Genomic DNA, 22,238 nt, shown 5'->3' with positions numbered 1-22,238 from the left:
CCAAGTCGACCTCGCCCGGCACCTGCACCCGACGCCGGACCGCGGCACCACCACCTCGGTCAGGACGATCTCCAACTCGAAAATCTTCGTCTTCTCAGACACACGAGGCGCGACCATCAGCCGATGCTGCCAGCCCCGCCGTCACCGGCAGAACCGGGCCCACCACTTCTGAAACGACGTCTTAGAGCGTCCGGCAGTAGAGGTGGCCGTGTGTCGGTGTTGGTAGAGACACGGACCTGCAAGTGATCATGGGATTGCTGATGTCCTGATGGTCGCCTGGAGGGTCCGTGCCTCTATTGCCAGAATCGCTGATCGACCCCCTCTGGGTCGAGTTCGCTGCCCTGATCGAGGCAGAGCGGCGCCCGGAGTTCGACCCGGCCCATCCGTGGGGATGTCACCGCCGCCGTATCCCCGACCGCCTGGTGTTCGAGCACGTGCTCGCGGCGTTGGTGCACGGCAGCGGCTACGAACGCATTGCCACCCCCGGCTGCTCGGACCGCACGATCCGCCGCCGTCTCGCCCAGTGGGCCGCCGCCGGCGTCGGGGAGCAGGTCCTTCGGGCCGCGCTGGCCGGCTATGACTAGATGATCGGTCTCGACCTCGACGATCTGTCTGCCGACGGAGCGATCACCAAGGCTCCCTGCGGTGGCGAGGTCGCCGGCTGTAACCCGGTCGACCGGGGCAAACAGGGCACCAAACGCTCCGTGGTCTGCGACGGTGCGGGGATCCCGCTGCACCTGATCAGCGCCCGCGCCAATGACCACGACTCGCCGTTGCTGAAACCGACCCTGATCGGGATCTACGACATGATCGGGCCGCTGCCCGAGCGACCGTGCCTGCACCTGGACCGGGGCTATGACTCAGGCAAGACCTGAGCTTCCCCCGGTTTGCCGGAGTGCGGGTTACCTGTCGGCGTCGCGCTGGGCGCGACGATAGTCGTCTTCGTACTCGTCGGGTGAGAGCCCTCCGAGGCGGGCCTGGATCCGGCGCGGGTTGTACCAGCCGTCGAGGTAGCGGATCAGCGCATGCTCGGCCTCGCAGCGGGTCGCGAAGCCCGTCCCGGGCCAGTAGAGCAGCTCGATCTTGAGCGTGGACCACAGGTTCTCGGCGAGGGCGTTGTCATAGCTGTCCCCTGTGGACCCTGTCGACGGGGCGACACCCGCGTCGACCAGGCGCTGAGTGAATCGCAGTGCCGTGTATTGGGCCCCCTTGTCGCTGTGAAAGATCAACTGACCGGGACGCAGGCTCCGGGAGCGCAGCGCGTGGTTGAGCGCGGTCAGCACCAGCACCGTCGTGGCTCGCGGGTCGGTGGCCCAGCCGACGACCCGGTTGGAGAACGCGTCCCGCACCGAGGCCAGCCACAACACGCCCTCACCGGTGACGATGCGAGTCAGGTCCGCCACCCACACCCGGTTGGGCGCGGTCGCGGTGAAGTCGCGTTCGAGCAGGTCCGGCGCCGGGCGGTGGGCCGGATTCTGCCGGGTCGAGCCGCCCTTCCAGCCGCGACGCAGGTGCGCGCCCTGAAGGCCGTGCTCGCGCATGATCCGAGCGACGCGCTTGCGCCCGACGTGCACGCCCTGGCGGCGCAGCTCCAGCCACACCCGCGGGGATCCGTAGGTGGTGGCGAACTCGCTCACCGAGCGGATCTTCACGATCTGCTCAAGCAGGACGGCGTCGTCGAGCTGCCGCTGAGAGGGGTTCGCGCGGCGGGCGCGCCAGTCGTAGTAGGTCGGGGCCGCGATGTTCAGGACCCGTAGTACGAGACCGGCGGGGAAATCATGGGCATCGACGAAGCTCATGATTTCCTCCGGGTCGGGCCGATCTCGCTGGCGAAATAGGCGCTCGCCGCGCGCAGGACCTCGTTGACCCGCCGCAGCTCAGCGTTCTCCCGCGCGAGCCGGCGGTTCTCGGCGAGCATGTCGGTCGACGGCCGATCATGGCGCTCGCCGGTGTCTGCCTCGGCCTGACGGACCCAGTTGCGCAGGGCCTCGTGATGCACCCCGAGCTGCTCGGCGAGCCCCCGGAACGTCGGGCGAGGGTCGGACTCCCGATACAGCCGAACCGCTCGTTCGCGCAGCTCATCGGGGTACTTTTTCGGTGCGGGCACCAGTGCCTTCCTTCCTGGCCCTCAAGATCGAACCAGTGTTCAGACACTCCGGCAAAGCGGGGGAACCTCAAGCGTCGAGACGTCGTAGAGCACCAACGACGCCGGCCCCAGCGCCGCATGCGCGGCGCAGGCCGCGGCCAGCCCACGCCGCCAGCTGTCGTCGGCATAGCGCTGCAAACGGCGTTTCACCGTGGCATAGGAGACGGTCTCGACACCCGCCTCGGCCAGGACACGCAGGCTGTCGAGCTTGCTGGTCGCCTCGATGATCCGCGCCAGCACCAGGTGACAGAACACCTCATCGCCGCTGGTCGCAACGTCAAAACCGAGCTGGCCGTAGGCCGCGTTGAGCGCGTCCCACAGCGGAGTCATCCGCGAGGAGGCGATCGGCAACGGCCCCGATCCACTCGCCGCCGCCACAGCAGCACCGGCCTCGCCCAGGTCGAGTTCCAGCTCGCCCTGTCCACCGGCCAGGCGCTGGCGGGCCGCAGCCTTGAGCGCTTCGACCGCGTCCGGGTCGTGGGCGGAGCCCAGGTGCTCGATATCGCGGGAGCCAGCCCGTGAGCCGTGCACGATCTGGACCGCAGTCGCTCCCGACCCGGTCCGCACCGTGCGCACGTACGCCACAGACCCGAGCCTACGAACCCTCGTTTAGAGGTCGCGCGGATTGGTTGGTGATCATGGACGTCGTGCAGGTCGGGCGTTCCAGCGGTGTGTGGTCCAGGCCTGCCGAATCAAGCTACGGAGTGTGACGATCGTGTCGGCGAGGTCGAAGAACGCGTCGACGACGATTTCTCGTCGTTCGTAGCAGCGCTGCAGCCGGTTGAAGCTGTTGTGCCAAGCGTTGGTCCGCTCGACGTGCCAGCGGCGGGTGGCCTGGATCGGCGCTTTCTCACCCTTGTGCGCGATCTCGCCGTGCAGGCCTCGTTCGGCCAGCGTGTCGCGGGTCTTGCCGGAGTCATAGCCGGCGTCGAGGTGCACGGTGATGTCGTCGGGCAGCGGGCCGAGAGCATCGAGGCGGTCGAGGGTGGGGCCCAGTAGCGGGGAGTCGTGCCGGTTGGCTCCGGCCAGGACTCGGCCCAGCGGGATGCCGTATCCCTCGACGAGCACCGAACGTTTCATACCCTGTTTGCGCCGGTCCACCGGCGACGGACCGGCGACCTCGCCGCCGCCGGCGGAAGTCCAGCAGCCAGGACATGGTGCGCTCGACGACCCAGCGGACCCGCCCGAGCCGGGTGGAGTCCTCGATCCCGCGCCGGGCGATCCGCACCCCGATCCCACGCCCACTCAGGTAGCGGCGGCAGCGGGGATAGTCGTAGCCCTTGTCGGCGTGCACCTTGTCCGGCCGACGTCGCGGACGCCCCGGCTGTCCCGCCCGTTCGCGGACGCCGGGGTTGGTGTCCAGCAGCGGGGCGAGCATCCGACTGTCGTGGGTGTTCGCCCCGGTGACCAGCGCATGCAGCGGGAGCCCGCCTCGGTCGCAGAGCACGTGGTACTTGCTGCCCGCCTTCCCGCGATCGGTCGGCGAGGGCCCGGTGGCCTCGCCGCGGCGCTTGGCCCGCACGCTCACGCTGTCCACCGCCGCCCGCGACCAGTCCAGCAGGCCCTGCTGGGCGAGGCGGTCGAGCATCACCCGGTGCAGCTGGGCCCAGACCCCGGCCTGCTGCCACTGCCGTAGCCGCCGCCAGCAGGTCACTCCGGACCCACAGCCGAGCTCGGCGGGCAGCGCGTTCCAGCTGATCCCGGTCTTGAGCACGAACACGATCCCGGCCAGAGCGGCCCGATCCGGCACCCGCGGACGGCCTGTCCGTCCCCGCTTGTGCTTGCGCGGCTTGGGCAGCAGCGGCTCCACCAGCGCCCACAGCTCGTCGCTCACCAATCGCTCGACACAAGATCGCCGCGCCACGACCGGACATGATCAGCTACCAGCGCCGATCCACACAGGACCGACACGCCGACTTCTGAAACGACCTCTTAGAACGCCCGGCAATTGATCGTTACCGCAGCCGGCGGGTGGTGGGCCTATCCGGCCAGCGGTAGCGGTTGCGGGCCGCGTTGATCAGTCTGCGGATCACGGTGAGTGCGGCGGCGAGGTCGAGGTAGAACGCGGCGATGACGGTGCGCCGGTCGGTGAAGCGGCGGAGCTTGCCGTAGCCGTTCATCCAGGAATGGGTGCGCTCGACCGGCCACCGCTTACCGACCTGGATCGGGGCGGGCCGGCCCTTGGTGGCGATCTGTGCGTCGAACCCGAGTCGTTCGAGCAGATCGCAGGTCTTGCCTGAGTCATAGCCCCGGTCCAGGTGCAGGCACGGTCGCTCGGGCAGCGGCCCGATCATGTCGTAGATCCCGATCAGGGTCGGTTTGAGCTTGGCCCCGTAGTCCGGACACCGACGGTGTGGGGTCAGTGGGTGTGGTCGGGCGGGGTGTGGGCTGCTTCGAAGTCGTTCGGGGAGAGCATCCCAATACTGGAATGGCGCCGTAACGGATTGTACCAGCATTCTATCCATTCGAAGATGGCGGTGGCAAGCTCTGCGCGGGTTTTCCAGGTTCTGGAATCGAGCAGTTCGAGTTGCATGGTACCCCAGAATGATTCGACCAGAGAGTTATCGTAGCAATCTCCGATCGAGCCCATCGATGGGACGATTCCAGCGGCGACCAGACGTCGACCGAATGCCCATGATGTGAATTGGGTGCCGTGGTCGGAATGTAGGATCGTGGCGTGGTATTGCGGGCGTCGGCGGAGTATGGCCATGCCGAGGGCGTCGATGACGAGTTCGGTGCGCATGTTGTCGGCGATGGACCATCCGACTGCTTTCCGGGAGAATACATCGATGACTGCCGCGCAGTAGACTTTCCCTTCTCGGGTGGGGTGTTCGGTGATGTCGGTGCACCAGATCTCATCCGGTCCGTCGACGGTGAAGTCGCGGTCGACCAGGTCGGTGTAGGGGTCGGCGTGCTGGTCCCGGACGGTGCAGCCGTGGTTGCGTCGCCGGTAGAGGCCCTGGATCCCGGCCTGGCGCATCAGCCGAGCGACGCGTTTGTGGTTCACCGTGATACCGAGTCCGAGGGTGAGCTCGGCGTGCACACGTGGCCATCCGTAGGTGCCCCGGGACTCTGCGTGGATTTTCTCGATGTGTTTGAGGAGCAGTTCGTTCTCCTGCGTCCGTAGCGATGTCGCCCCGGAGTGCCATTCGTAGTAGCCCTGGCGGCGGACGCCAAGGACCCGGCAGGTCACCGCGACGTCGAATCCATCGTCGGCGAGTTCACGGACCAGCGGGAAAACTACTTTGGGAGGATGTTCTCCCGGGCGAAGTACGCGGCAGCACGCTTGAGGATCTCGTTCTCGATCTCGATCCGGCGGGCCTTCTTTCGGAGTTCGACGATCTCACTTTTCTCCGCGCTCGACAGACGTGTGGAGCGCAGGTCACCGTCGTCTGCGTCGGCCTGGGAGACCCAGTTCCGCAGACACGACTCCGACAACGACAGGTCCTTGGCGATTTCCGAGATCGGCTTGACCTTCGAACGGGCCAGGTCGATAGCGCGTTGCCGGAACTCCGGCGGGTGAGGAGCGGGCACGAACGACATCCTTCCCGGCGGACGGCGTCCGCCTCAGGACAGGTGTCCGGTACCAGGGGCCAAGCTCATATGGCAGCAGACGAGAGCCCCGACGCGACCCCACGGCCGCCGACACCATCACCAAGACCATCGACAGCGCAGCAGGAGCTGCCCCGGCGCAGCCCGCACCGACGCGACCGGCCCGATTCACGCGGAAACGACAGAACACCTACACACCACGACAACACCACTAATCAGACGACAACACGCATGTATGCGGTTTCCGGCAGCATCTGCACTAAATAACACGTTTCGCGGACGCATACACTCGATACGTACCCGATCTTGACTGACTCATCTGCGGCGTGCTGCACTGCAGAGCGTGAGCACGACGACGTACACACAACGCGCCGTCACCGTGATCCTGGCGGCCGCGATCCCGATGAGCATGACCACCGGATTCACCGCCACTGCACCCGTGCAGCACGCGCCGGCACCCGCTTCCATCAGTACGCCAGTCGCATCTCTTCGCGCGGCGCTCCCCTCCAATCACAGCGATGAAGAGATCGCACGAACGCTGGAGCGGATCGCGTCAGAGCTGGAACGCGCTCTGGCCTCTCTGCCTGCTGACCAGCGCGACAATTCGCACGCCGTCCGCAATGCACTCCTGCGGAGCGCATCTCACGATCGACTCAATCCGGTCGGGGTTGCAGCCTGTCTCGCCGCGCTGGGCGAGTTCATCATCACCACCGGGATCCCCGGAGCAAAAATCCTCAAGATTATCCGGGACGCGAAGAAGCTTCACGGCTCCTTGATGGCTGCGCTCAAGGCAGTACGGACAAATCCGAGCCTGTCAGAGCTGGGCAAGGAATCCATCGCGATCCTGCAGAAGATCATCGGGATCGACGGTGTCATCGCCAAGTGTGGGAACATCTGACAGGCATGTCAGACGACGCGCCGCAGCAGTCACGTTGCTCCCTCGCCGAAGTCCGATGGATCAGCTTTTGGGTCACCCTCATACTCGGATTTATTGGATGGCTCCCAGTCCTCGGCGCGGCACTCCTAGCGGGCTTCGGGTACCTCTGGGTGGGCCTACTGCAAGTACCTGAAAATCAGGAACTTCGGATAGCTGGCGCCGCCATATCGATCTACCTGATTGCCAATTTAATCGCCGCCTTTAAGGGCTTTATCCTAGCAAGGCTAAGGGGATGCCCCTGGTACTACTGGAACCTATTCTACGCTGTCCTCACATTTGGTGTCGCCATCGCTTCAGGCTGGATGTTCAGGATCGATCCCGCCTTTCTTGTCGTCTATTCAGGAACTGTGGCGCTCTGCGGAGGAATCGTCGAGATAGTGTGGTTAAAACCATGGCAACCCGGTCCGAGCGACGAACTCCTGGCAGCTCGCCGAGCCGCCCTACGCCGCGGTGACGATCCCTCACTAATCACCGAGGACGACATCCGCCGCACATCAGACCTCGCAAACAATCCCGCAGACGAAGAAGGTACTCCATGAACGCAGAGGGCCCCGCGGAATCCTGGGAGCCGGTGCCGCGTCCGGGGATCATAGCGTTGCAGGCGTTGCGGTGGCATCAGATCGCCGCCACGGCGGTCCGGTTCGTCCGGGCGAACCCGGTAGCGGTGCTGGTCCCGGCACTGCTGGAAGCACTCCTGCTGGTCGGGGGCGGTGTGTTGGCCGGGTGGTGGCTCCTCGACCCGGGCCCCGCCATCGCCGATGCCGCGGCAGCCGACCCGGCCGCAGCAGAAACCGCAGCGCAAGCCGCTCCCGTGGGGACTTCGCCGCAGGAGGTGTTGTTCACCCTCGCACTGGTCGCGCTCTGCTTCATCGTGGCCCCACCCGCCCTGGGGGTCGTGCTGTCCACCCTGCGCCCCGCCGTCCTCGGCCGACCCCGCCTCACCCTGTCCCAGGCCTGGGCCACCGCCCGCCCCCACCTGCGGGCCCTCTACACCGTGTGGGCGGTCGTCACCCTGATCAGCCTGATCCCGACCATCATCGAAACCGCCGCAGCAGCCCCGTCCTGGGGCACCCCCGACCCGGCCGGCAACGGCGACACCATCAGCACGGTCGCCGGGATCCTGACCGTGGCAGCGGTCCTGCTGCTGATCTACGTCTCGGTCCTGATCGCCTTCGCCCCCGCCGCGGTGATCGTCGAAGGACTCACCGCCGGGGCCGCGCTACGCCGCTCCTTCGACCTGGTCCACCGGTCCTGGTGGCGCTGCTTCGCCGTGCTGGCCGCGATCAGCGTGCTCATCCTGATCCCGACCACCCTGATCACCCTGCCTGCAATCGCTTTCGCCGCCGTGATCGGGATCGCCGGCCCACTCTGGGTCGCGATCGGCACCGCCGCCGCTGTGCTGACCGTGGTGTTCGGCCTCGGCTCCAGCTACGGCATCGGCGCGACCGCCCTGCTGTATCAGGACCAGCGCATCCGACGGGAGAACTACGCCACCGACCTCATCCGCGACGCAGCCCCCGAACTGTAGAAATGGAGCGGCCCGGGGACCGAAGCGTCCCCGGGCGAGGCAGTGTCCGAGGCCATGTCCTAGCCAATGGTGGGAGCATCGCCGCCATGACACAAGCGGACACCGCAGCACCAGCAGCAGCGCCCACGACCGGCGCTGCGCCGAACCCGGCAGCGGGGGCCGGCCCCGCGGCGATCTTCCGGATCGAGATCACACTGGTCGAGGTCGAACCAGCCGTCTACCGGGTCGTGGAGGTCCCCGGCGATGCCACCCTCGCGGTCTTGCACCAGGTCATCCAGGAAGCGATGGGCTGGGAGAACTCCCACTTGCACGAATTCACCATCAACCAGGACTGCTACAGCATCCCGGACCCGGACTGGGACCCCGCCGGGGACCTCGGCGACCGCACCCTCGACGAAGGGGCCACCACACTGGCCCGCGTGCTCACCCTCGGACAGGAAGCCGACTACGTCTACGACTTCGGCGACAACTGGCACCACACCCTGACCGTCACCGCACTCATCACCGCTGAGCCCGGAGTGCGCTACCCGCGCTGTATCGACGGCCACGGCGCCTGCCCACCCGAAGACGTCGGCGGAGCATTCGGCTACGCCGAATTCCTCGACGCACTCGCCGACCCCCACCACCCCGAACACGCCGACCGAGTCCACTGGTGGGGATCTGACCAGTACGACCCCCACCACTTCGACCTCGACGCCACCAACACCGCCCTCCACCTGATGCTGTGACACCCACAAGCTCAGCCGGGGACGTTGCAGCCCTCTACAGCCCAGGGCTCCGTTCCGGCCCCTGACCACGGTCCCGGAACGGGGCCCGCCGCGACGCCACCGGCCTCACCGGCCGCGGCGGCTCCTGCCCACGACTGTGCCCCACCTTCGGCGACCGAGACACCGACCACGCCGACACCACAGCAGCTGCAGCAACCGGGACAGCAGCCAACGTGTCATAGCTCCGCCGGGCCGCCGCGGCCTGCGCCGGACGCCGCTGTGCCTCCCGCAACGCCGCCACCTCCGCGACCACCGCCGCCAACGCGACGATCAACCGGGCCGCATCCGCCTCACCGGACTCACTCAGGTGCCGGACCGCCGCCAACTCCCACGCCGCCGACCGCAACCCCACAGCCACCAGAGGCCACCGCACCGGCAACACCCGCCCCGGGACCCGAGTCGCCCGGTCGAACACATCCCCCGCCACCCGCGACACCCGCCCCTCAGGATCCTGGACCGCGGTGACGACACCGACCGCGGCCAGCATGTCCCCCGCCGCGTGCGCGACACCGTCCCCATCCAGATCAGAGAGACTCCCCGACGACAGCGCTGCGGTCGCCTGCTCCATCGCCGACACCGCACCTTCCACCGCCGCCGCCCGACACTCCGAAGACACCCACACCGCCGCCGCCCGACTCCCCTCCGTGGTCGGCTGCCCGGGAACCGGAACAGCGGATGCCCACCGAGCTCTCAGATTCGGCAACGACAGATCCGCCGCCAACCGCCGACCCGAGAACCACACCGGCCGCCCCGCAGCGGTCTTATCCCCCGGCACCGACACCGCATACCCGACCATCCCACTGTCCCGGTCCCCCACCACCGCATAACGAGGCCGCACCGACACCCCCCGACGCGACAACACCGCCACGAACCCCTCCGCATCCCGCGCCTGCACCGCCACCGCACGCACCTGACGCCGCAACCACTCCCGCGACGACGACTCCGAGATCTCTCCCAGCCCCAGGCGGGCGGCCTTCTCCAACTCCGCCCGCGACGGACCCGTCACCGACGACCGATCCGCACCCGCCGTCCGCACCACACCCAGGCGCTCCTCCCACACCTGACATGTCTCCCGCGCCCGCACGAAGTCCCGGAACGGCGCCACCCGACGACCCGACACCTGCGACACCAACACCGCCGCCACATGCACATGATCAACAGCGTGGCGGATCGCGCCCCACCGACACCCATCCACATCACCCCGGCGCGCGATCCCCGTCCGATCCATCAAATCCTCGACCACCTGAGACCACTGCTCATCGCTGAGCCCCGGGTCCTCCGGTGCGCAACGCAACGAGCAATGCCACACCGGACCCTGCCTCGGACGCCCCGCCGCCGGCGGCGTCAACGACACCCCCGCCGCCACCGCAGGATCACTCAACTCCGCCACCACCCCCGCAACATCAAAGCCCCCATCCGCCCGCAGCGACGGCTGATGAACCTCCGGACAGCCATCCCACGACGCAACCACCCGCTGACCCACATGCTCGTTCGCCCGCCCAGGACCCATCAAATAAGCGACAAGCCCACCCGGACGCCACCCCCGACTGATCTTCGCGATCACCCCACACCCCCGGACTCACCCGGACCCGAACCCCGATCCCGCTGAGCTCGGGAACGCGCACGCGCCCGCACCACCGCACGCTCCACACCCACCTGCTCATCCACCGCCACGACCGTCGCATCAATTCGCTCCACCACCCTGCTGACAAGGTCCAGCACCCGCACCGCCGACACCTCCACCACACCATCGGTGTTCGCCACCCGCGCGATGTCATTGAGGTTCCCCCCGACATTGCGCAGCACCCGACGGTCCTCCATCAACTCCGCCCGCAACCCCATCAACGCCTGCATCCGCGCACCCGACAACCCGGCCGACCGCGCCGACCCCACAGCTACGCCACCCCCGCCTGCACCAGCCCCAGCCGCGTCAGCCTCCGCCGACCGGACACCCGCCGACCCCAGCCACGCCCCCACAGCCATCCCCGCCCGCACCGCCGCAGCCTCCACCACAACACGCTCCACGGTCGACAACCACACCAACACCCCATGCGGCCGCCCACCCTCAACACGACCACGACGTGTTCCTGCCACCTGCTCACGCCCTCCCACCCACTCACACCCAGCGCACCGCTCGCCCCGGGCCCCCGGGGGGGAGGGTCTCACGACCGGCGCCCCATCGGGTGTTTTCTTAAAGAAAACACCTAACTTGCTCCGCCGAAGGCGGCAGCAAGCTCCGCAGCAAGTGGCAGCAAGTGGCAGCAAGTTAGGCCGCGCAGCTACGCACACCGCAGCACACCTACGGTGCAGCACGTCAGGAAGCTCGAGCAGGAGCAGACCGGGCACGATCCGGGACGCCACCCGATACCATCGGGCGCATGAAGTCGAAGGCGGCGACGACACAGGCCAAGACCCACGCACGCACAGCAGCCCGAGACCTCCTCCGCGCATGAGCTTGGCCCCTGGTACCGGACACCTGTCCTGAGGCGGACGCCGTCCGCCGGGAAGGATGTCGTTCGTGCCCGCTCCTCACCCGCCGGAGTTCCGGCAACGCGCTATCGACCTGGCCCGTTCGAAGGTCAAGCCGATCTCGGAAATCGCCAAGGACCTGTCGTTGTCGGAGTCGTGTCTGCGGAACTGGGTCTCCCAGGCCGACGCAGACGACGGTGACCCGCGCTCCACACGTCTGTCGAGCGCGGAGAAAAGTGAGATCGTCGAACTCCGAAAGAAGGCCCGCCGGATCGAGATCGAGAACGAGATCCTCAAGCGTGCTGCCGCGTACTTCGCCCGGGAGAACATCCTCCCAAAGTAGTTTTCCCGCTGGTCCGTGAACTCGCCGACGATGGATTCGACGTCGCGGTGACCTGCCGGGTCCTTGGCGTCCGCCGCCAGGGCTACTACGAATGGCACTCCGGGGCGACATCGCTACGGACGCAGGAGAACGAACTGCTCCTCAAACACATCGAGAAAATCCACGCAGAGTCCCGGGGCACCTACGGATGGCCACGTGTGCACGCCGAGCTCACCCTCGGACTCGGTATCACGGTGAACCACAAACGCGTCGCTCGGCTGATGCGCCAGGCCGGGATCCAGGGCCTCTACCGGCGACGCAACCACGGCTGCACCGTCCGGGACCAGCACGCCGACCCCTACACCGACCTGGTCGACCGCGACTTCACCGTCGACGGACCGGATGAGATCTGGTGCACCGACATCACCGAACACCCCACCCGAGAAGGGAAAGTCTACTGCGCGGCAGTCATCGATGTATTCTCCCGGAAAGCAGTCGGATGGTCCATCGCCGACAACATGCGCACCGAACTCGTCATCGACGCCCTCGGCATGGCCATACTCCGCCGACGCCCGCAATACCACGCCACGATCCTACATTCCAACCACGGCACCCAATTCACATCATGGGCATTCGGTCGACGTCTGGTCGCCGCTGGAATCGTCCCATCGATGGGCTCGATCGGAGATTGCTACGATAACTCTCTGGTCGAATCATTCTGGGGTACCATGCAACTCGAACTGCTCGATTCCAGAACCTGGAAAACCCGCGCAGAGCTTGCCACCGCCATCTTCGAATGGATAGAATGCTGGTACAATCCGTTACGGCGCCATTCCAGTATTGGGATGCTCTCCCCGAACGACTTCGAAGCAGCCCACACCCCGCCCAACCACACCCACTGACCCCACACCGTCGGTGTCCGGACTACGGGGCCAAGCTCACAGACGACCTACTCAACCACTGCCGACCCGGTCAAAGAACATCGTTTATGCGACACTAGTTCGTGTCCTTGCTGGCGAAGTAGACCTCGCAGGCCTGCCCGTCACCGTCCTGATCGAGACCGTACGGGTCGCCGGGCAACAACTCCGCCTGCGCTTGGGTCTGGGTCGCGAAGCCCGAGCATTCCTTCCCACCAACGGCCGGGGCGGGAACCGTCGCCGACACATACGAGTCCTGAACAGGCTCGGCGGCGGGCGCTGCAGACGCAGACATCGGCGGCGGGGCCACTACCGTCGATGACGGCGTCGAGCGGCCCCCGTGGGAGCACGAGATCGCGAGCATCAACACGATCAGGAACACGAACAGCAGCCCACCACAGCCGACACCGGTGGCCAGCACCTTCTGCTTGCGATCTGTCGCAGCGTCGAGACCAGACATACTCACCCCGTCCAGGTGACCGGAGGGGAGGCACCGAACAGCGGCTCGTACTGGACACCAGTGACCTCAGCGGCGTCCACCATCGGGTCACTGCACACCGCGCCCGAAGCGGTCTCACCCGGGGCAAGGTTTCCGTAACCGAGGTCGTTCACGTGGCCTCCGAGGGAGTGACCGGCGAGGACATCGACACCGTCGTCGCCGGTGAACTTCCAGTCGAACGGATCGAACTGCACCACATCATCCCTGTTGTTCTTCACTGCCACCACCGAGCAGGCCTGAACCGCACTGAGCGCGTCGTGCTTCTGCAGCTCGGACGCGGTGACCGTAAGGGCATCGACAGTGGACTCGTGGCCGTAGGGCACGGGTTTGGCTGCACCCGACACGGCGCGCGCGCCGGAAAGCGTGGTCGATCCTGTACCGCAGCCAGCCGCGCCCGCGACCACCGCAACAGCAACGGCCACGCACCGCATCCTGCGGGCGGGGGGCGCACTCACGTCTGAGCCTCACGTTCCGTCAAGAACCAGCTGGCGCATACACCCAACTGAGCGATCCTGTAAACACAGACCGTACCGGGTCAGTGGTCGGTCACCGACAGCGACCCCAACGGCACCAACCGACCCCCAACACCACCCCCACTCGGGCCATCACGGCACGACCCGGGACAACGGTACGCAGTCACCGCGCAACGACCGGGTGATGACCGTTGACCTGCAGTTACCCGCCCTGAAGCGTCTCGTTACAGCCAGCACGGGCTCCCCCCTCGTATCTGAATACCAGCACTACCTGGAGGACATGCGTGATGTGGAAGAAGACGGGGATCGTCATGGCAGCATCAGCGGCATCGCTGATGGCGCTCTCCCCGGTGGCCATGGCCCACGGCGACAGCGACCACGGCGGTGATCAGGGTGACGGGATCGACAAGAGCGCCGAAGGTCTGATCGCCGGCCTCAACGGCAACAACGTCAATGTGCCGATCCAGGCCTGCAACAACAACATCCCGGTCAACCTCATCGGACTCCAGGTCCCGATCGAGGACGCCGCCGCCACGAACGGCCTGACCGGCGCACTGGGGATCCTCGGCTCCGCCACAGCCAAGTCCGGACACTCAGTCACCGACCAGTCCGACAACTGCACCCAGACCGGCGCGGCTGGGGACACGGTCAAGGACCGCAAGTAACACCCGCACTACTTCGCCGGCGGGAGCCCTCAACACACCACGCCGGCGATCACACGGCCTGTCTCTGTCCACGAACAGCAGACAGACCGCCTACACCGAGAGCCCCGCACCGAGGGACCACGGCACTGACGCACAGGGTGCCCACGACCCCCGGTGCGGGGCTCTCCCGCACCATCGACCCTGCAGCTCGGCAACGAGCCCAGACCGTCCGGGCGCCTCTACGCTGGTCCCCGCGGTGAGCACCTCACCGGCAGGATCGAAGCCATCGCCGACAGCATCGACCACGGCACCACCACCGCACTCGAGACCATGCACCGCGGCTTCACCATCCTCACCCACGCCCTACCCGACCTGAGCTTGGCCCCGTAGTCCGGACCCCGACGGTGTGGGGTCAGTGGGTGTGGTTGGGCGGGGTGTGGGCTGCTTCGAAGTCGTTCGGGGAGAGCATCCCAATACTGGAATGGCGCCGTAACGGATTGTACCAGCATTCTATCCATTCGAAGATGGCGGTGGCAAGCTCTGCGCGGGTTTTCCAGGTTCTGGAATCGAGCAGTTCGAGTTGCATGGTACCCCAGAATGATTCGACCAGAGAGTTATCGTAGCAATCTCCGATCGAGCCCATCGATGGGACGATTCCAGCGGCGACCAGACGTCGACCGAATGCCCATGATGTGAATTGGGTGCCGTGGTTGGAATGTAGGATCGTGGCGTGGTATTGCGGGCGTCGGCGGAGTATGGCCATGCCGAGGGCGTCGATGACGAGTTCGGTGCGCATGTTGTCGGCGATGGACCATCCGACTGCTTTCCGGGAGAATACATCGATGACTGCCGCGCAGTAGACTTTCCCTTCTCGGGTGGGGTGTTCGGTGATGTCGGTGCACCAGATCTCATCCGGTCCGTCGACGGTGAAGTCGCGGTCGACCAGGTCGGTGTAGGGGTCGGCGTGCTGGTCCCGGACGGTGCAGCCGTGGTTGCGTCGCCGGTAGAGGCCCTGGATCCCGGCCTGGCGCATCAGCCGAGCGACGCGTTTGTGGTTCACCGTGATACCGAGTCCGAGGGTGAGCTCGGCGTGCACACGTGGCCATCCGTAGGTGCCCCGGGACTCTGCGTGGATTTTCTCGATGTGTTTGAGGAGCAGTTCGTTCTCCTGCGTCCGTAGCGATGTCGCCCCGGAGTGCCATTCGTAGTAGCCCTGGCGGCGGACGCCAAGGACCCGGCAGGTCACCGCGACGTCGAATCCATCGTCGGCGAGTTCACGGACCAGCGGGAAAACTACTTTGGGAGGATGTTCTCCCGGGCGAAGTACGCGGCAGCACGCTTGAGGATCTCGTTCTCGATCTCGATCCGGCGGGCCTTCTTTCGGAGTTCGACGATCTCACTTTTCTCCGCGCTCGACAGACGTGTGGAGCGCGGGTCACCGTCGTCTGCGTCGGCCTGGGAGACCCAGTTCCGCAGACACGACTCCGACAACGACAGGTCCTTGGCGATTTCCGAGATCGGCTTGACCTTCGAACGGGCCAGGTCGATAGCGCGTTGCCGGAACTCCGGCGGGTGAGGAGCGGGCACGAACGACATCCTTCCCGGCGGACGGCGTCCGCCTCAGGACAGGTGTCCGGTACCAGGGGCCAAGCTCAGAGCGGGGTCGGCTCCCGTCGCATGTCCGGGATGCCTACCTTGCTGCGGTAGCGGGTACGGCGTCGTCCGGGTAAGCATGGACGGGTGAACGGACCCGACCCGGCTGGCGCGGTGCCTGGTGCTGCGGTGTCCGGTGTGGCGGGGGAGATCGCGCGGGTTCGCCGGTTCGCGGGGGTGGTGCGTGTCGCCCGGCGAGCGGCGCGGGGGGTGGAGCCGCATCCGGTGTGGGGCGAGCGGGAGGCTGATGCGTTGTCGGCGTTGCGGGTGGTGTCGGCGTTTCTGGATCATCATGCCCACACTGATGTCGCGCGGGTGTTCGTCGACACCCTGCTCACCTCCCTCGCTGATATCGAGGCCCCCGGTGACCTCGGGAATTTCGAGTCGGTCGGTGCTCGGGATGGGGCCGGTGTAGCTGCTGTTGTGCAGGACGGCGTGCGGTCGGGCTGCACAGCGTGTGGTGGTGCGGTCGAGATGCACCGCGGCCCCGCGGGCGGTGCGGGTGGTCTCGGCGTGGCTGGTTCTGTGGGATCAGGTCGGGGCCGTCAGCGCCGCGCGGCTGCACGCCGTGGTGTCGCGCGCGAGGGGGATGTGCCGCTGGCCCTGTGGTCACTCGCCGACCCCGGGTCTGGCGACACCGGGTCTGGCGGTTCTGCTGGCATCGCTTCCGCTGGAACGGCCGGTGTCGTGGATCGTGATGTCCCCGATCCCGCTCACGGTGCCCCCGACATGCAGGCGCCGGTTCTTGGACGGGCTCCTGGGGTGTCGGTGGCGTCGGTGCGGGCGTGGGCGCAGGCTCAGGGTTATCCGGTGGGTGTGCGGGGGCGGTTGTCGGCGCAGGTACGGGATGCCTATCTGCGGGCTCATCCGGAGCTGCTCGATCCTGATGGTGCGGGCCCCGAGACTGGTGCTGGTGTTAGAGGTCGCGCGGAATGATCACAGCCTGGTCGCGGCCGGGCATGGCAGACGAGGTGCGGGCACGGACCTGTCGATCATGAAGTTGTTGACGCTCCGTGATCATGGAGGCTCCGTGCCCGCCTTGCCATCCTGGTTGATCGAGCCCTTGTGGGGCGAGTTCGCCGCTCTGATCGGGTCTGACCGGCCCGAGTTCGACCCGACCCATCCGTGGGGCTGTCACCGTCGCCGGATCTCTGATCGGGTCGTGTTCGACCACGTCGTTGCCGCTCTGGTGCACGGTAGTGGCTACGAACGCATCGCCACGCCGGGTTGCTCGGACTGCGGTTCCCCCATGATCGGGGAGGCATCAGCTATAAGGGGTGGCGATGCCAGAGGTACGGAAGCGATACGACCGGGAGTTCCGTGACGGTGCGGTCCGGATCGTCGAGGAGACCGGCAAGCCGATCGCCCAGATCGCCCGCGACCTGGGGGTCAACGAGGGCACACTGGGCAACTGGGTGGCCCGAGCGCGGGAGGCCCGCGAGGACACCGAAGGCCTCTCCCGGGGTGACATCGCCGAGCTCAAGCGGCTGCGGGCGGAGAACGCCGAGCTGCGGATGGAGCGTGATGTCCTCAAACGATCCGTGGTCCTGTGGGTCAAGGAGGCGACGAAGTGAGCGTGGCACGTTTCATCGCCGACCAGAGGACCTTCCACCGGGTGCCGCACACGCTGGCCTGCGCGCTGCTCGGCGTGTCGATCTCCTGGCTGTACAAGTGGCTGAGTCGCGCCACCAGTCTGAGCTTGGCCCCGTAGTCCGGACCCCGACGGTGTGGGGTCAGTGGGTGTGGTTGGGCGGGGTGTGGGCTGCTTCGAAGTCGTTCGGGGAGAGCATCCCAATACTGGAATGGCGCCGTAACGGATTGTACCAGCATTCTATCCATTCGAAGATGGCGGTGGCAAGCTCTGCGCGGGTTTTCCAGGTTCTGGAATCGAGCAGTTCGAGTTGCATGGTACCCCAGAATGATTCGACCAGAGAGTTATCGTAGCAATCTCCGATCGAGCCCATCGATGGGACGATTCCAGCGGCGACCAGACGTCGACCGAATGCCCATGATGTGAATTGGGTGCCGTGGTTGGAATGTAGGATCGTGGCGTGGTATTGCGGGCGTCGGCGGAGTATGGCCATGCCGAGGGCGTCGATGACGAGTTCGGTGCGCATGTTGTCGGCGATGGACCATCCGACTGCTTTCCGGGAGAATACATCGATGACTGCCGCGCAGTAGACTTTCCCTTCTCGGGTGGGGTGTTCGGTGATGTCGGTGCACCAGATCTCATCCGGTCCGTCGACGGTGAAGTCGCGGTCGACCAGGTCGGTGTAGGGGTCGGCGTGCTGGTCCCGGACGGTGCAGCCGTGGTTGCGTCGCCGGTAGAGGCCCTGGATCCCGGCCTGGCGCATCAGCCGAGCGACGCGTTTGTGGTTCACCGTGATACCGAGTCCGAGGGTGAGCTCGGCGTGCACACGTGGCCATCCGTAGGTGCCCCGGGACTCTGCGTGGATTTTCTCGATGTGTTTGAGGAGCAGTTCGTTCTCCTGCGTCCGTAGCGATGTCGCCCCGGAGTGCCATTCGTAGTAGCCCTGGCGGCGGACGCCAAGGACCCGGCAGGTCACCGCGACGTCGAATCCATCGTCGGCGAGTTCACGGACCAGCGGGAAAACTACTTTGGGAGGATGTTCTCCCGGGCGAAGTACGCGGCAGCACGCTTGAGGATCTCGTTCTCGATCTCGAGCCGGCGGGCCTTCTTTCGGAGTTCGACGATCTCACTTTTCTCCGCGCTCGACAGACGTGTGGAGCGCGGGTCACCGTCGTCTGCGTCGGCCTGGGAGACCCAGTTCCGCAGACACGACTCCGACAACGACAGGTCCTTGGCGATTTCCGAGATCGGCTTGACCTTCGAACGGGCCAGGTCGATAGCGCGTTGCCGGAACTCCGGCGGGTGAGGAGCGGGCACGAACGACATCCTTCCCGGCGGACGGCGTCCGCCTCAGGACAGGTGTCCGGTACCAGGGGCCAAGCTCAGTCCCGGTGGCGGCCTGACTGCGACTGAGGAGCGCCGACGCGCGCTCGACGCCGCCGTGAGGGCCGGGTTCGACGCCGCCGAGCGTCTGCACGGCTCGCCGCGGTTGCACGCGGACCTACGTGAGGCGGGGTGGAAGGTGTCGGAGAAGACCGTGGCGGACTCGATGCGCCGACAGAGCCTGGTCGCCCGCCGCATCCGGAGGCGCAACGGGCTGACCCGCCAGGACAAGGCGGCGCCGAAGTTCCCGGACCTGCTGAACCGCGACTTCACCGCCGCCGAGCCGAACCGCCGCTGGGTCGGGGACATGACCGAGATCCCCACCGCGGCCGGGAAGCTGTATCTGGCCACGGTGATCGACCTGTACTCGCGCAGGTTGCTCGGCGCGGCCACCGGGCTGCACCCCAACGCCGAGCTGGCGTGTGAGGCCATCCGGATGGCCGTCGCGGCCCGCGGCGGCGCGGACGGGATCGCAGGGGTGATCTTTCACACCGACCGCGGCTCGACCTACACCGCCGGCGCGTTCGCCACGTTGTGTCGCCGCCTGGACATCCGCCAGTCCATGGGTCGGGTCGGGTCGTGTTTCGACAACGCCGCGGCGGAGGCGTTCTTCTCCAGCCTGGAGTGGGAAGTGCTGTCCCGCAACGACTTCGACACCACTGCGAAGGCTCGGGCGGTGGTTATCGACTGGTGCTACGGCTTCTACAACCACCGGCGACGACACAGCGCCGCCGCCGGGCTCGCACCGATCGTCTACGAGAACGCCGCCCTCACTCGAGACGCGGCATAGGGAACCCTCCACGATCTCGGGGGAACCACACTGGATGTTGCCGCCGTGGCAGTGGTGCTTGCCCGACCACCACAGGTCCACCCCGGCGGTGGGCCCGATCGCTCGGCACCGATCAGTGGTGATCAACGTTCCGTCGAGACTCACGTGGGTGTGGCCGGCTGCGCGGGCGGCCAGCAGGGCTCCATGGAGCCCGGGCGCGGCCGAGGCCAGGACGTCGATGCCCTCGTGCAGGTAGCGGTAGGCGGTTGCGGTGCTGATCGTGTTGTCGGCCGCCAGGCGCGCCACACGGCTCGCATCGAGGAACCACCGCAGGACCAGGACCGCCTGGGCGACGGGGGCCAGAGCACGGCGACCGGTTCGGGTGCCACAGCGGGCACGTTCACCGGCCAGAAGCCGAGCCAGGGAGCCCACGGTGGGCTCCCCGATCGGGAGCACACCGGTGTAGCTGACAGGATCGTGCATGCAGGACCTCGGTGGTGGAGTCGATCTTTGGTCGGACCGACCTGATCTACCGGGGTCCTGCCTGTTCTCCTGCGACCTCGCCGTCTTCGGCGTGTCGACCGATCTGTCACCGCGCTACTGAGAACACCTCAGTGCGTTCCATGCTCAGGTCTATCCACGCGAACTGTCGTGATGGTACCCGGGTCGTTGCGCTCCTCACCGACGCCGACGCGCCACTGACCCGGCCGGAACTCCGCACATACAAAATCGAATACACGATCGTGAAGGAATCGTCCGACGTCGTGGAACTAGACTTCACCGCTCACTGCGATCCTCTAGTGACGCTCCGGCTGCATGCACCCCGCCGAGACGTGCTCGACGACTGTCTCCGCTCAGAAGGATTCCGAGAGGTTCGCTGGGGGGGACTGCCCCGCATCCCCGGCCGGACTGGAACAATTCGGCGCCGATTACTGGGCCTCCTACCAGGAAACGATGCCGTGGATAACCTTCACGGCGATCACCTCGCCCTGAATGCGTCTACCTGTACGACAACCGACAACCCCATAGAGACACGTTACCTTCTTGATCAAGCCCGGTGAGGGCTTGTAGGCCACCGGCCACGGCATGACTTATCGCCCCTGTCGTTGATGATCTGGGGGGGTGTTGTCACCGTGGTCGGCGGGCGCCAACGACCGCTGATAGAGACCTGACCCGCTCGCGCGGTCTGCTCGTAACGTGGCGGCCGGCGCGGGTGTCCAGGTCGGCCTGCGGCGACGAGCGAGGAGACCTTCTTGTCGGAATCCGACAACACCGGCTTCGAGGTGTTCTGCGGCCTGGACGTGGGAAAGTCGGTGCACCACGCCTGCGCGTTGGACCGGGCTGGGAAGCGGCTGCACGACAAGCCGTTGCCCAACGACGAGGCCGCGCTGACCGAGGTCTTCACACGCCTCACCGAGCACGGCCGGACGCTGGTCGTGGTCGACCAGCCTGCCTCGATCGGTGCGCTGGCCGTCGCGGCGGCCCGCTCGCTGGGCATCGAGGTGGCCTACCTGCCCGGGCTGGCGATGCGCCGCATCGCCGACCTGCACCCCGGCCAGGGCAAGACCGACGCCCGCGACGCCCACGTCATCGCCGACGCCGCCCGCACCGTGCCGCACACGCTGCGCCGGGTCGGCACCGACGACGAGACCCTCGCCGAGCTCACCGTCCTCGCCGGCTACGACGACGACCTCACCGCCCAGTCGACCCGGCTGACCAACCGGCTGCGCGACGCCCTGCTCCACGTCCACCCAGCCCTGGAACGCCTGCTCGGCCCCCGGCTCGACCGCGGCGGAGTGCTCGATCTACTCGCCACCGCCCCGACACCGCAGGCCCTGCGCGACCTCGGCGAGGCCGTGATCGCCGCCGCCATGCGACCGCGTTCCCCGCGGCTGGCCAAAACACTGCCCGCCACGATCCCGGCCGCGCTCGACACCCAGACCGTCGTCGTCCCAGGCACCGCCGCGTTCGGGAGAGTGATCGCCGGGGTCGCCACGCAGCTGCGCGAGGTCCGCATCGAGCGAGACACCCTCGCCGCCGAGCTCGAGGACCTGCTGGAGACCCACCCTCTTGCCCGGGTCCTGACCTCGATGCCCGGTCTCGGGTTCAGGACCGCCTTGAAGATCCTCACGATCGTCGGAAACGGCGCTGCGTTCCCCACCGCCGGTCACCTCGCCGCTTACGCAGGCCTGGCCCCCGTGACACGCCGCTCGGGCAGCTCGATCAAGGGCGAGACCCGCTCCCAGCGCGGGAACCACGCCCTGAAATCGGCACTGTTCTTGTCGGCATTCGCCAGTCTCGCCGACCCGACCAGCCGCGCCTACTACGACCGTAAACGAGCCAGCGGCAAGCGCCATAACACTGCCCTGATCTGCCTCGCCCGACGCCGCACCGACGTCATCTACGCCATGCTCCGCGACCGCCGCCCCTACGCACCACCAAGCGTCCCGACGCTGCAGCCAGTGGCCGCAGCCGCTTGACCCCCCCCCCGAAGACAGCACGCCCTGAACCCGATAGCGCATGAACTCGTAACAGTATGTAGCAGAATTTGCCTCCTGGGTGGGTGACGTGAGTTCCTATCGAGGTCC

At 66.8% G+C, this 22,238-nt stretch carries 25 protein-coding genes and 6 pseudogenes; 15 read left to right on the top strand and 16 right to left on the bottom strand.

Annotated features, from left to right (window positions below):
- Nucleotides 1-287: 287 nt before the first annotated feature.
- Nucleotides 288-872, top strand: a pseudogene (locus KPF47_RS34120) (IS5/IS1182 family transposase); the annotation flags it as partial.
- A gap of 30 nt (nt 873-902) precedes the next feature.
- Here KPF47_RS34120 and KPF47_RS34115 read toward each other — a convergent pair.
- The 8 genes and pseudogenes from KPF47_RS34115 to KPF47_RS34080 all read right to left on the bottom strand — a co-directional run bounded on the left by KPF47_RS34115 (nt 903) and on the right by KPF47_RS34080 (nt 5,680).
- Nucleotides 903-1,799 carry an IS3 family transposase gene (locus tag KPF47_RS34115; protein ID WP_224388528.1) on the bottom strand — a complete coding sequence of 299 codons (897 nt, stop codon included), beginning with the start codon at nt 1,797-1,799 and terminating at the stop codon, nt 903-905.
- Complete coding sequence (locus tag KPF47_RS34110; protein ID WP_224388530.1) at nt 1,796-2,107, bottom strand: transposase; 312 nt, start codon at nt 2,105-2,107, stop codon at nt 1,796-1,798. The genes KPF47_RS34115 and KPF47_RS34110 overlap by 4 nt, the downstream gene beginning before the upstream one ends.
- A gap of 69 nt (nt 2,108-2,176) precedes the next feature.
- A pseudogene (locus tag KPF47_RS34105) lies at nt 2,177-2,713 on the bottom strand (IS1634 family transposase); the annotation flags it as partial.
- Nucleotides 2,714-2,782: 69 nt separating this feature from the next.
- Nucleotides 2,783-3,295 (bottom strand): annotated as a pseudogene (locus KPF47_RS34100) (transposase); the annotation flags it as partial.
- Nucleotides 3,276-4,010, bottom strand: a pseudogene (locus KPF47_RS34095) (IS5 family transposase); the annotation flags it as partial. The pseudogenes KPF47_RS34100 and KPF47_RS34095, both read right to left, overlap by 20 nt.
- A gap of 91 nt (nt 4,011-4,101) precedes the next feature.
- Nucleotides 4,102-4,446: pseudogene (locus KPF47_RS34090) on the bottom strand (transposase); the annotation flags it as partial.
- 59 nt (nt 4,447-4,505) lie between these two features.
- Nucleotides 4,506-5,339 carry an IS3 family transposase gene (locus KPF47_RS34085; protein WP_308015375.1) on the bottom strand — a complete coding sequence of 278 codons (834 nt, stop codon included), beginning with the start codon at nt 5,337-5,339 and terminating at the stop codon, nt 4,506-4,508.
- Between the two features lie 47 nt (nt 5,340-5,386).
- Nucleotides 5,387-5,680, bottom strand: coding sequence for a transposase (locus tag KPF47_RS34080; protein WP_224392787.1), 294 nt, complete (start codon nt 5,678-5,680; stop codon nt 5,387-5,389).
- A gap of 361 nt (nt 5,681-6,041) precedes the next feature.
- Here KPF47_RS34080 and KPF47_RS34075 point away from each other — a divergent pair, with 361 nt between their 5' ends.
- The 4 genes from KPF47_RS34075 (at nt 6,042) to KPF47_RS34060 (ending at nt 8,891) form a co-directional block, all read left to right on the top strand.
- Nucleotides 6,042-6,596, top strand: a complete 555-nt coding sequence (locus tag KPF47_RS34075) for a hypothetical protein (protein ID WP_224392786.1) — start codon at nt 6,042-6,044, stop codon at nt 6,594-6,596.
- 5 nt (nt 6,597-6,601) lie between these two features.
- Nucleotides 6,602-7,174, top strand: a complete 573-nt coding sequence (locus KPF47_RS34070) for a hypothetical protein (protein WP_224392785.1) — start codon at nt 6,602-6,604, stop codon at nt 7,172-7,174.
- Nucleotides 7,171-8,163 (top strand): hypothetical protein, encoded by a 993-nt coding sequence (locus KPF47_RS34065; protein WP_224392784.1) that lies wholly within the window; start codon nt 7,171-7,173, stop codon nt 8,161-8,163. The genes KPF47_RS34070 and KPF47_RS34065 overlap by 4 nt, the downstream gene beginning before the upstream one ends.
- An 86-nt stretch (nt 8,164-8,249) precedes the next feature.
- Nucleotides 8,250-8,891 carry a plasmid pRiA4b ORF-3 family protein gene (locus KPF47_RS34060; protein WP_224389088.1) on the top strand — a complete coding sequence of 214 codons (642 nt, stop codon included), beginning with the start codon at nt 8,250-8,252 and terminating at the stop codon, nt 8,889-8,891.
- Nucleotides 8,892-8,925: 34 nt separating this feature from the next.
- Here KPF47_RS34060 and KPF47_RS34055 read toward each other — a convergent pair whose 3' ends face one another.
- Nucleotides 8,926-10,173: a hypothetical protein gene (locus KPF47_RS34055; RefSeq protein ID WP_224392783.1), complete on the bottom strand. Its 1,248-nt coding sequence runs from the start codon at nt 10,171-10,173 to the stop codon at nt 8,926-8,928.
- 317 nt (nt 10,174-10,490) lie between these two features.
- The gene (locus tag KPF47_RS34050; protein WP_224392782.1) at nt 10,491-10,784 is read right to left on the bottom strand and encodes a MobC family plasmid mobilization relaxosome protein; all 294 of its coding nucleotides are present in this window, start codon (nt 10,782-10,784) and stop codon (nt 10,491-10,493) included.
- Nucleotides 10,785-11,448: 664 nt separating this feature from the next.
- Between KPF47_RS34050 and KPF47_RS34045 the strand changes: the two genes are divergently transcribed.
- Nucleotides 11,449-11,742 carry a transposase gene (locus tag KPF47_RS34045; protein ID WP_224388526.1) on the top strand — a complete coding sequence of 98 codons (294 nt, stop codon included), beginning with the start codon at nt 11,449-11,451 and terminating at the stop codon, nt 11,740-11,742.
- A 47-nt stretch (nt 11,743-11,789) separates the two neighbouring features.
- The gene (locus KPF47_RS34040; protein WP_308015423.1) at nt 11,790-12,623 is read left to right on the top strand and encodes an IS3 family transposase; all 834 of its coding nucleotides are present in this window, start codon (nt 11,790-11,792) and stop codon (nt 12,621-12,623) included.
- A gap of 94 nt (nt 12,624-12,717) precedes the next feature.
- Here the strand turns inward: KPF47_RS34040 and KPF47_RS34035 are convergent, their stop codons facing one another.
- Both KPF47_RS34035 and KPF47_RS34030 read right to left on the bottom strand, forming a co-directional pair.
- Nucleotides 12,718-13,098, bottom strand: coding sequence for a hypothetical protein (locus KPF47_RS34035; RefSeq protein ID WP_224392781.1), 381 nt, complete (start codon nt 13,096-13,098; stop codon nt 12,718-12,720).
- Between the two features lie 2 nt (nt 13,099-13,100).
- Nucleotides 13,101-13,559 (bottom strand): hypothetical protein, encoded by a 459-nt coding sequence (locus tag KPF47_RS34030; protein WP_224392780.1) that lies wholly within the window; start codon nt 13,557-13,559, stop codon nt 13,101-13,103.
- Between the two features lie 338 nt (nt 13,560-13,897).
- On the opposite strand from KPF47_RS34030, the gene KPF47_RS34025 reads away from it, so the two are divergent.
- Together KPF47_RS34025 and KPF47_RS34020 are read left to right on the top strand one after the other, a co-directional pair.
- Nucleotides 13,898-14,275, top strand: a complete 378-nt coding sequence (locus tag KPF47_RS34025; RefSeq protein ID WP_224392779.1) for a hypothetical protein — start codon at nt 13,898-13,900, stop codon at nt 14,273-14,275.
- Nucleotides 14,276-14,428: 153 nt separating this feature from the next.
- Nucleotides 14,429-14,644: a hypothetical protein gene (locus tag KPF47_RS34020; RefSeq protein ID WP_224392778.1), complete on the top strand. Its 216-nt coding sequence runs from the start codon at nt 14,429-14,431 to the stop codon at nt 14,642-14,644.
- A 22-nt stretch (nt 14,645-14,666) separates the two neighbouring features.
- Here KPF47_RS34020 and KPF47_RS34015 read toward each other — a convergent pair whose 3' ends face one another.
- Nucleotides 14,667-15,500 (bottom strand): IS3 family transposase, encoded by an 834-nt coding sequence (locus KPF47_RS34015; protein ID WP_308015423.1) that lies wholly within the window; start codon nt 15,498-15,500, stop codon nt 14,667-14,669.
- 47 nt (nt 15,501-15,547) lie between these two features.
- Complete coding sequence (locus KPF47_RS34010) at nt 15,548-15,841, bottom strand: transposase (RefSeq protein WP_224388526.1); 294 nt, start codon at nt 15,839-15,841, stop codon at nt 15,548-15,550.
- A gap of 153 nt (nt 15,842-15,994) precedes the next feature.
- Between KPF47_RS34010 and KPF47_RS34005 the strand changes: the two genes are divergently transcribed.
- From KPF47_RS34005 to KPF47_RS33990, 4 genes and pseudogenes are all read left to right on the top strand, one after another.
- A complete protein-coding gene (locus KPF47_RS34005) occupies nt 15,995-16,843 on the top strand; it encodes an Lsr2 family protein (protein WP_224392777.1) in 849 nt (282 codons plus the stop codon).
- A gap of 94 nt (nt 16,844-16,937) precedes the next feature.
- A pseudogene (locus KPF47_RS34000) lies at nt 16,938-17,144 on the top strand (IS5/IS1182 family transposase); the annotation flags it as partial.
- A gap of 46 nt (nt 17,145-17,190) precedes the next feature.
- Nucleotides 17,191-17,481 carry a transposase gene (locus tag KPF47_RS33995; RefSeq protein ID WP_178374588.1) on the top strand — a complete coding sequence of 97 codons (291 nt, stop codon included), beginning with the start codon at nt 17,191-17,193 and terminating at the stop codon, nt 17,479-17,481.
- Complete coding sequence (locus KPF47_RS33990) at nt 17,478-17,618, top strand: hypothetical protein (protein ID WP_224392776.1); 141 nt, start codon at nt 17,478-17,480, stop codon at nt 17,616-17,618. Before KPF47_RS33995 ends, KPF47_RS33990 begins: the two co-directional genes overlap by 4 nt.
- Before the next feature lie 22 nt (nt 17,619-17,640).
- Here KPF47_RS33990 and KPF47_RS33985 read toward each other — a convergent pair whose 3' ends face one another.
- Together KPF47_RS33985 and KPF47_RS33980 are read right to left on the bottom strand one after the other, a co-directional pair.
- Nucleotides 17,641-18,474: an IS3 family transposase gene (locus KPF47_RS33985; protein WP_308015423.1), complete on the bottom strand. Its 834-nt coding sequence runs from the start codon at nt 18,472-18,474 to the stop codon at nt 17,641-17,643.
- A 47-nt stretch (nt 18,475-18,521) separates the two neighbouring features.
- Nucleotides 18,522-18,815: a transposase gene (locus tag KPF47_RS33980; RefSeq protein ID WP_224387616.1), complete on the bottom strand. Its 294-nt coding sequence runs from the start codon at nt 18,813-18,815 to the stop codon at nt 18,522-18,524.
- 7 nt (nt 18,816-18,822) lie between these two features.
- Here KPF47_RS33980 and KPF47_RS33975 point away from each other — a divergent pair, with 7 nt between their 5' ends.
- Complete coding sequence (locus KPF47_RS33975) at nt 18,823-19,671, top strand: IS3 family transposase (protein WP_308015564.1); 849 nt, start codon at nt 18,823-18,825, stop codon at nt 19,669-19,671.
- A gap of 1,232 nt (nt 19,672-20,903) precedes the next feature.
- Complete coding sequence (locus tag KPF47_RS33970) at nt 20,904-22,130, top strand: IS110 family transposase (RefSeq protein ID WP_224388552.1); 1,227 nt, start codon at nt 20,904-20,906, stop codon at nt 22,128-22,130.
- Nucleotides 22,131-22,238: the final 108 nt, after the last annotated feature.

This window comes from Pseudonocardia sp. ICBG1293, from assembly GCF_020131355.1.
Lineage (GTDB): Bacteria > Actinomycetota > Actinomycetes > Mycobacteriales > Pseudonocardiaceae > Pseudonocardia.
The sequence above is the reverse complement of the archived record's forward strand: the minus strand, read 5'-3'. Positions and strand labels throughout refer to the sequence as shown.